Below are 7132 nucleotides of genomic sequence, written 5' to 3'. Positions count from 1 at the left end.
GCCGAGCCCATGCTCGGCTGCTGTGGACAGCCGAGCATGGGCTCGGCTCTACAACTCCAGCAGGCTCAGGCGATGGCCGCGACAGCCGGCGCTTCCAAGCACTCGCGCACCGGGGCGAAACTGCGCCGGTGCTCCGCGCACGGGCCGTGTTCACGCAGGGCGGCCAGATGCGCCGGGGTGCCGTAGCCCTTGTGCTGGTCGAAGCCGTACTGCGGGTGGCGTGCGTGCAGGTCCAGCATGTAGCGGTCGCGCGAGACCTTGGCCAAGATCGAGGCCGCCATGATCGCCCGGTCGATGCCATCGCCGCCGACCAGCGCCTGCGCCGGCAGCACCAACCCCTTGGGCACCACGTTGCCATCAATGCGGGCGAAGCCGGCCACGTGGGCCACCGCCGCGACGACATCGCGCATGCCCTGCAGCGTGGCTTGATAGATGTTCAGGCGATCAATGGCTTCCACGTCCACCAGCACCACGTGCCAGGCCAGAGCGCGGTCGAGGATGCGGTCATGCAGCTGCTCGCGGCGGGCCGCGGTCAGCTGCTTGGAATCATCCAGGCCGTTCAGTCGTGGCCGCTGCGGATCGAACACCACCGCTGCCACCGCCACTGGGCCAGCCAGTGGTCCCCGACCGGCTTCGTCGACACCGGCGATGCGGTGGCCGGGGTCGATCACCGCAGCACCGTCAAACAGGGCCAGGCTGGCGGCCGCGGCATGGCGACGGCTCATGCTTTTTCCTGGCCGCGGACCAGTAGTTCGCCGACAGCATCGGCTGCACGCGCCGATGCGTTGCGGCGCAGGCGTTCATGCAGGCGTGTGTAGGTGCCCTGCAGGTCGGCGATCCGCTGCGGGTGGTCGAACCACTGCTGGACAGCGGCGGCCAGTTTCTCCGGCGTGCAGTCGTGCTGCATCAGTTCTGGCGCCAGGTCCTGACCGGCAAGGATGTTGGGCAGGGCGAAGCGGTCGACCTTGATCAACCCCAGCGCCTTCACCAGGCGGTAGGTCAGTTCGTTGACCCGGTAGCCGACGACCATCGGCCGCTTCACCAGCATCGCTTCCAGGGTGGCGGTGCCGGAGGCCAGCACCACCACGTCGGCGGCGATCATCGCGTTGCGCGCCTGGCCGTCCAGTACATGCGAGTAGGCCACCGGCAGTGCCGAGCGTGACAGCTGCTCTTCGATCAGGCGACGGCAGGCTGCGTTGGCCGCCGGGACCACCACGTGCAGGCCGGGAATGCGCTCGGACACCTGCCAGGCAGCCTCGAAAAAGGCTTCGCCGAGCTTGGAGATCTCGCCCAGGCGGCTGCCGGGAAGTACGGCCAGCACCTTGGCCGAGGCGGGCAGGCCAAGTTCGATCCGGGCCCCTTCACGGTCGACGTGCAGCGGGATGTCATCGGCCATCGGATGGCCGACGAAGCGCGCGTCGATGCCGTGCTTGGCGTAGATCGGCGGTTCCATCGGAAACAGGCACAGCACCAGGTCGGCGCTGCTGCCGATCTTCTCGGCGCGCTTCTCGCGCCATGCCCATACCGAAGGGCTGACGTAGTGCACGGTGCGCACGCCACGCTGTTTCAGCCAGCGTTCGATGCCCAGATTGAAATCGGGCGCGTCGATGCCGACGAACACGTCCGGTTGCCACTCCAGCGCACGCTGGCGGAACGCCGAACGCAGCTTGAGCAGGCGTGGCAGATGGCGCAGGACTTCGGTCAGGCCCATCACCGCCAGTTCGCTGGCATCGTGCCAGGTCTGGCAGCCGGCGCTGCGCATCGCATCGCCGCCGATGCCGGCGAATTCGGCATGCGGGAAGCGGGCCTTCAGTTCGCGTATCAGGCCCGCACCGAGCAGGTCGCCGGAGGCTTCACCGGCGACCAGCGCGATCCGCAACGGGCGATCACTCAGCACCCGGTGTGCAGGCACGCTGCCGGCCATCGAGGCCAGCGAAATCACCTCGGCGCCGGCCGGCGCCTGGCCGGTCGCGCTGCTCATCGCAGCAGGTGCCTCTCGGTGTGTTCGATGAAGTCCAGCATCGACTTGACGTCGTCGCTGTCCTGCGCCTGCTCGGCCAGCTGCGCCTTGGCTTCGGCCAGCGGCAGGCCCGCCACGTACAGCGTGCGGTAGGCACGCTTGATGGCGGTGATGCGCTCGGGGTCGAAACCGCGTCGCTTCAGGCCCTCGCTGTTGATGCCGCGCGGGCGGCCCAGCGAGTCGGTGCCGACCATGGTGAACGGGGGCACGTCGCCATTGGTCAGCGCGCCCATGCCGAGGAAGGCATGCGCACCGATGCGGCAGAACTGATGGGCGCCGGCGAAGCCGCTGATGATCACGTAGTCACCCACGGTCACGTGTCCGGCCAGCGTGGTGTTGTTGGAGAACACGCAGAAGTTGCCGACGTGGCAATCGTGGGCCACGTGCGTGTAGGCCAGCATCCAGTTGTCATCGCCGATGGTGGTGATGCCGCCGCCGCCACCAGTGCCACGGTTGAGGGTGACGAACTCGCGGAACACGTTGCGGTCGCCGATCACCAGTTCGGTGCGTTCACCGGCATACTTCTTGTCCTGCGGTTCGCCGCCGACCGCGACGTGGCCGATGAAGCGATTGTCGCGGCCGATCCGGGTCGGACCATGGATGCTGCAGTGCGGACCGACCTGGGTGCCGGCGCCGATCTCGACGTCCGGGCCGATGATCGTGAACGCGCCCACGCGGACATCGTCGGCCAGGCGCGCCGACGGATCGATCACGGCAGTGGGATGGATCAGGGGGGCGTTGTCGCTCATCTCGGGCCTCCAGCCAGGGTCATTCGCGGGTGCCGGCGCACAGCACCTCGGCGCAGGCGACGACTTCGCCGTCGACCTTGGCCACGCAGTCGTACACGGCCATGTTGCGGATCACGCGCTTGATCTCCACGTGCATCTCCAGCACGTCACCCGGCACCACCTGCTTGGTGAAGCGGGCCTTGTCGACCTTGACCATGTAGAACAGCTTGGACTGCGCATCGCGGCCCAGGGTGAGCTGGGTCAGCACGCCACCGGCCTGGGCCATGGCTTCGATGATCAGCACGCCGGGCATGATCGGCTGGCCCGGGAAGTGGCCCTGGAAGAACGGCTCGTTGATGCTGACGTTCTTGGTCGCGACGATCGTGCGCTTCTCGTAGTCGATCGACACCACCTTGTCCACCAGCAGGAACGGGTAGCGGTGCGGAAGCAGCGTCTGGATCTGCGCCATGTCCGGCAGGGTCTGGGGCTGGCTCATTCTTTCTCCTTGCTCACAGACAGGATGCGACGGGCCAGTGCATCAAGCTGCTTGAAGCGCGCGGCGTTTTTGCGCCACGTGCGGTTGTCGGTCAGGGGCGTGCCGGAGGAATACTCGCCCGGCTCGGTGATGGAGTTGCGGACCACCGATTTGCCGGTGATCACGACCTTGTCGCAGATTTCGAGATGACCGACGACGCCAACGGCGCCGCCGAGCAGGCAGTAACGGCCGATCTTGGCGCTGCCGGCAATGCCGGTGCAGCCCGCGATGGCCGAGTGGGCGCCGATCTGCACGTTGTGCGCGATCTGCACCAGGTTGTCCAGGCGAACGTCCTCGGCCAGCACGGTGTCTTCCAGCGCGCCACGGTCGACACAGGTGTTGGCGCCGATCTCGCAGTCGTCGCCGATGCGCACGCCGCCAAGCTGCGGCACCTTGATCCATTTGCCAGCGTCCATGGCCAGGCCGAAGCCATCGGCGCCCAGCACGGCGCCGGGATGGATGCGCACGCGCTTGCCCAGCTTGACGCGGGTGACCAGGGTGACGCGGGCGATCAGCTCGCAGCCGCTGTCGAGGGTGCAGTCTTCGCCGATGATGCTGCCGGCGCCGATGATGCAGTTGTCGCCGATGACGCTGCGTGCGCCGATGGTGACGAACGGGCCGATGTGGGCGCTGGCGGCGACCTGCGCCTGCGGATCGATCACTGCGCTGGGGTGGATGCCGGGCGGGCGGGTCGGGGCGATGTCGAACAGCGCGCCGATCTTGGCAAAGGTGGTGTAAGGGTCCTTGGCAACCAGCGCGGTGCCGGGAGCCGCGTCGGCATCCTCGGCGCGCAGCACGACGATGCCGGCCTGGCTGTCGGCCAGCTGGGCGCGGTAGCGCGGGTTGGCGAGGAAGGTCAGCTGGCCGGCACCGGCATGGGCGAGGGTGGCCACGCCATGGATGGCGGTGCTCGGGTCGCCATGGACCTGCAGGCCGAACTGATCGGCGAGTTGCTGGGCGGTGTAGGTAGGAGTATTCACGGCGGGAGTTTAACGTGTGACGCCATTGCGGTCATGCGGGGCGGTTCTGCGGCCAACGGCGGGGCCCCTCGTGGCTGGCAGAGTCAGGCCCGTGGGCTGGGTCGGACGGGTGGGGCCCGCGAGGGACGGCGCAAGTACGTCCATGTAGCCTTGGTCGCCGCATCCATGCGGCTCACACCCTCGCAGGCCCCACCCATCCGCCCTCCGACGGCGTGGCGCGAGTGCCAGCCACGGAAAAACAGGAAAGATCAAAAGCGGAGCGCTCGCTTCCGCCAGCCCTTCCAAACGAAAACGCCGGGCAATGCCCGGCGCTTCGTAACCCGTCTGGTGGAGAGCCCCCCTTCTGTTAAGGGGGGCGCGCCAGCGGCGCGGGGGATAGGTGAAATGCGCGGGCAATTCACCGGAGGTGGATCAGTTCTGAGGAACGTCGTTCCTCAGAACTGGCCACCGAACGTGAATTGCAGGCGTTCGATTTCGTCGCCGTCCTTCTTCTTCAGCGGGAACGCATAGCTGATCGAGATCGGGCCGACCGGGGCGCGCCACAGCAGGGCCACACCGGTGGACACGCGCAGCTCGTTGGCCTTGAAGTTGTCGGTGCCGTTGTAGACGTTGCCGAAGTCGACGAAGGCCGACACACGGGCCGAGGGGCTGTCGAACAGGCGCGGGAAGTAGGCTTCGACCGAACCGACGGTCTTCAGCGAACCACCCAGCGGCTGTCCGTTCGGGTAACCGCTGGTGACTTCACGCGGGCCGAGGGTGTTGTCCTCGAAACCACGCACCGAGTTGGTACCACCGGCGTAGAAGTTCTCGTAGAACGGCAGGCCGGAGGCGGTCACCGAGCGCAGGTTGCCGTCCTTGTCCGGCACCATCGCGGTCTTGTCATTGCCGTAGCTGTCGCCGTAGCCGACTTCCGCGCGGGTGTTGATCACCAGCGAGGGGATGATCGGCCAGTACTTGCTGATCTGGTAATTCAGCTTGTAGTACTCGACGGTCGAGCCGGGCAGGGTGGTTTCCAGGCCCACACGCTGGTAGGTACCACGGGTCGGCATGAAGTAGTCGTTGCGCGAGTCGCGCGCCCAACCCAGCTCCGTGCGCCACGCGTGGAAGGTCTTGCTGCCCAGCACATTGATGTAGTCGATGATCGACTGCGGGGTCGAGCCCGGGTAGGTGGTGATCTGGTTGCTGTCGATGCCGAACATCAGCGAGACGGTGTCGGTCTCGGTGATCGGCACGCCGAACACCACCTGCGCCGAACCATTGGTGCTGTTGTACTGCGCGGTGTTGAAGTCGGAGTAGTCCAGTTCGCGCCAGGACAGGTTGTAGCCCAGCGAGACGCCGTCATCGGTGAAGTACGGGTTGGTGTAGCTGAAGCCGTAGCGCTGCAGGTAGCTGCTGCGCGAGGCTTCGACCGACACGCGGTTGCCGCCGCCGAGGAAGTTGTTCTGCGACAGCTGCACCGAGGTGGTCATGCCGTAGGACTGCGAATAGCCCAGGCCGAACACGAAGCTGCCCGAGGTGGTTTCCTTGACGTTGTAGACGACGTCGACCTGGTCGTTGCTGCCGCTGACGGGCGGGGTTTCCACTTCCACCGCTTCGAAGTAGCCCAGGCGCTGCAGGCGGATCTTGGAACGGTCGATCGCGGCCTGCGAGTACCAGCTGTTCTCGAACTGGCGCATTTCGCGACGCATCACCTCGTCGGAGGTGCGGGTATTGCCCTTGAAGATGATGCGGCGGACGGTCACGCGCGGGCCGGGCACGACCTGCATGTTGACCGCCACGGTCTGCTCGGCGCGGTTGGTGGTCGGAATCGGGTTCACCTTGGCGAAGGCGTAACCGATGTTGGACAGCGAGTTGGTGATCGAGTCGGAGCTGAATTCCAGCAGCGCACGCGAGAACGTGTCGCCGGACTTCTGCACGACCATGCGCTCGACGTCTTCCTGCGGCAGGATCGTATCGCCGCTGACCTTGATCTCGGAGATCTTGTACTGGTCACCTTCGGTCACGCCGGCGGTGATGAACATGTCGCGCTTGTCGGGGCTGATCGACACCTGCGTCGAGTCGATGCTGAAGTCGACATAGCCGCGGTCCAGGTACCAGGAGTTGAGCTTTTCCAGGTCGCCGGACAGCTTCTCCTTGGAGTACTGGTCGTCACGGCGGTACCACGACGCCCAGTTGTGCTCCTTGGACTCCCAGTATTCCAGGATGTCCTTGCTGTCGTACTTCTCGGTGCCGACGATGTTGACGTGGCGGATCTTGGCCGCCTTGCCTTCCTTGATCGCGATGGCGATGTCGACACGGTTGCGGTCCAGCGGACTCACCGTCGGGGTGATGTCGACGGTGTATTTGCCACGGTCGTTGTACTGGCGGCGAAGTTCCTGGGTCACGCGGTCCAGGCTCAGGCGATCGAAGGTGCCGCCTTCGGTCAGGCCGATGTCGGACAGGCCCTTGAGCAGCTGGTCGGACTTGATGTCCTTGTTGCCGGTGACGGTCAGCTTGTTGATCGCCGGACGTTCCTTGACGGTCACCACCAGGATGCTGCCCTGGCGATCCAGCTGCACGTCTTCGAAGAAGCCGGTCTTGTACAGGGCGCGGATGGTCTCGCCGACCTTGCTGTCGGTGACGGTTTCGCCACGCTCGACCGGCAGGTAGGTGAACACCGTACCGGAGCTGATGCGCTGCAGGCCGTCGACGCGGATGTCGCTGACAGTGAAGGGCTCGGCTGCCTGGGCCAGGGCGGGAGCGCCGGTGACGGCGGCGAGGGCGAGGGCCAGCAGGCGGCGATTGGGGAGTCGCGTCATGTCACGTCCGGTAGGAAGGTCGATTTCATTGGTAAGGGATGCCGACGCTGTAGACGGCAAAAACATGGAAA

The 7132-nt window shown here is 66.1% G+C and carries 6 protein-coding genes; all 6 read right to left on the bottom strand.

Translation table 11 applies throughout. The features are described from left to right. Positions 1 to 65 precede the first annotated feature (65 nt). Positions 66 to 725, bottom strand: coding sequence for a ribonuclease HII (locus tag ACFX4F_RS02205; RefSeq protein WP_089239827.1), 660 nt, complete (start codon positions 723 to 725; stop codon positions 66 to 68). After that, on the bottom strand, positions 722 to 1924 hold the full coding sequence (lpxB, locus tag ACFX4F_RS02200) for a lipid-A-disaccharide synthase (protein WP_380651777.1): 1203 nt from the start codon (positions 1922 to 1924) through the stop codon (positions 722 to 724). The genes ACFX4F_RS02205 and lpxB overlap by 4 nt, the downstream gene beginning before the upstream one ends. Positions 1925 to 1977: 53 nt before the next feature. Beyond that, positions 1978 to 2769 (bottom strand): acyl-ACP--UDP-N-acetylglucosamine O-acyltransferase, encoded by a 792-nt coding sequence (gene lpxA, locus ACFX4F_RS02195; protein WP_099821436.1) that lies wholly within the window; start codon positions 2767 to 2769, stop codon positions 1978 to 1980. Between the two features lie 19 nt (positions 2770 to 2788). After that, positions 2789 to 3244, bottom strand: coding sequence for a 3-hydroxyacyl-ACP dehydratase FabZ (gene fabZ / locus ACFX4F_RS02190; RefSeq protein WP_089239833.1), 456 nt, complete (start codon positions 3242 to 3244; stop codon positions 2789 to 2791). Then, positions 3241 to 4263 (bottom strand): UDP-3-O-(3-hydroxymyristoyl)glucosamine N-acyltransferase, encoded by a 1023-nt coding sequence (gene lpxD / locus ACFX4F_RS02185; protein WP_099821435.1) that lies wholly within the window; start codon positions 4261 to 4263, stop codon positions 3241 to 3243. The genes fabZ and lpxD overlap by 4 nt, the downstream gene beginning before the upstream one ends. A 434-nt stretch (positions 4264 to 4697) precedes the next feature. Further along, positions 4698 to 7061: an outer membrane protein assembly factor BamA gene (bamA, locus tag ACFX4F_RS02180; protein WP_099821434.1), complete on the bottom strand. Its 2364-nt coding sequence runs from the start codon at positions 7059 to 7061 to the stop codon at positions 4698 to 4700. Between the last annotated feature and the right edge of the window lie 71 nt (positions 7062 to 7132).

It is taken from the genome of Stenotrophomonas sp. YIM B13575, assembly GCF_042787595.1.
Taxonomy (GTDB): Bacteria; Pseudomonadota; Gammaproteobacteria; order Xanthomonadales; family Xanthomonadaceae; genus Stenotrophomonas; species Stenotrophomonas lactitubi_B.
Note: the sequence above shows the minus strand (reverse complement) of the source record. Positions and strands in the feature narration are given on the sequence as shown.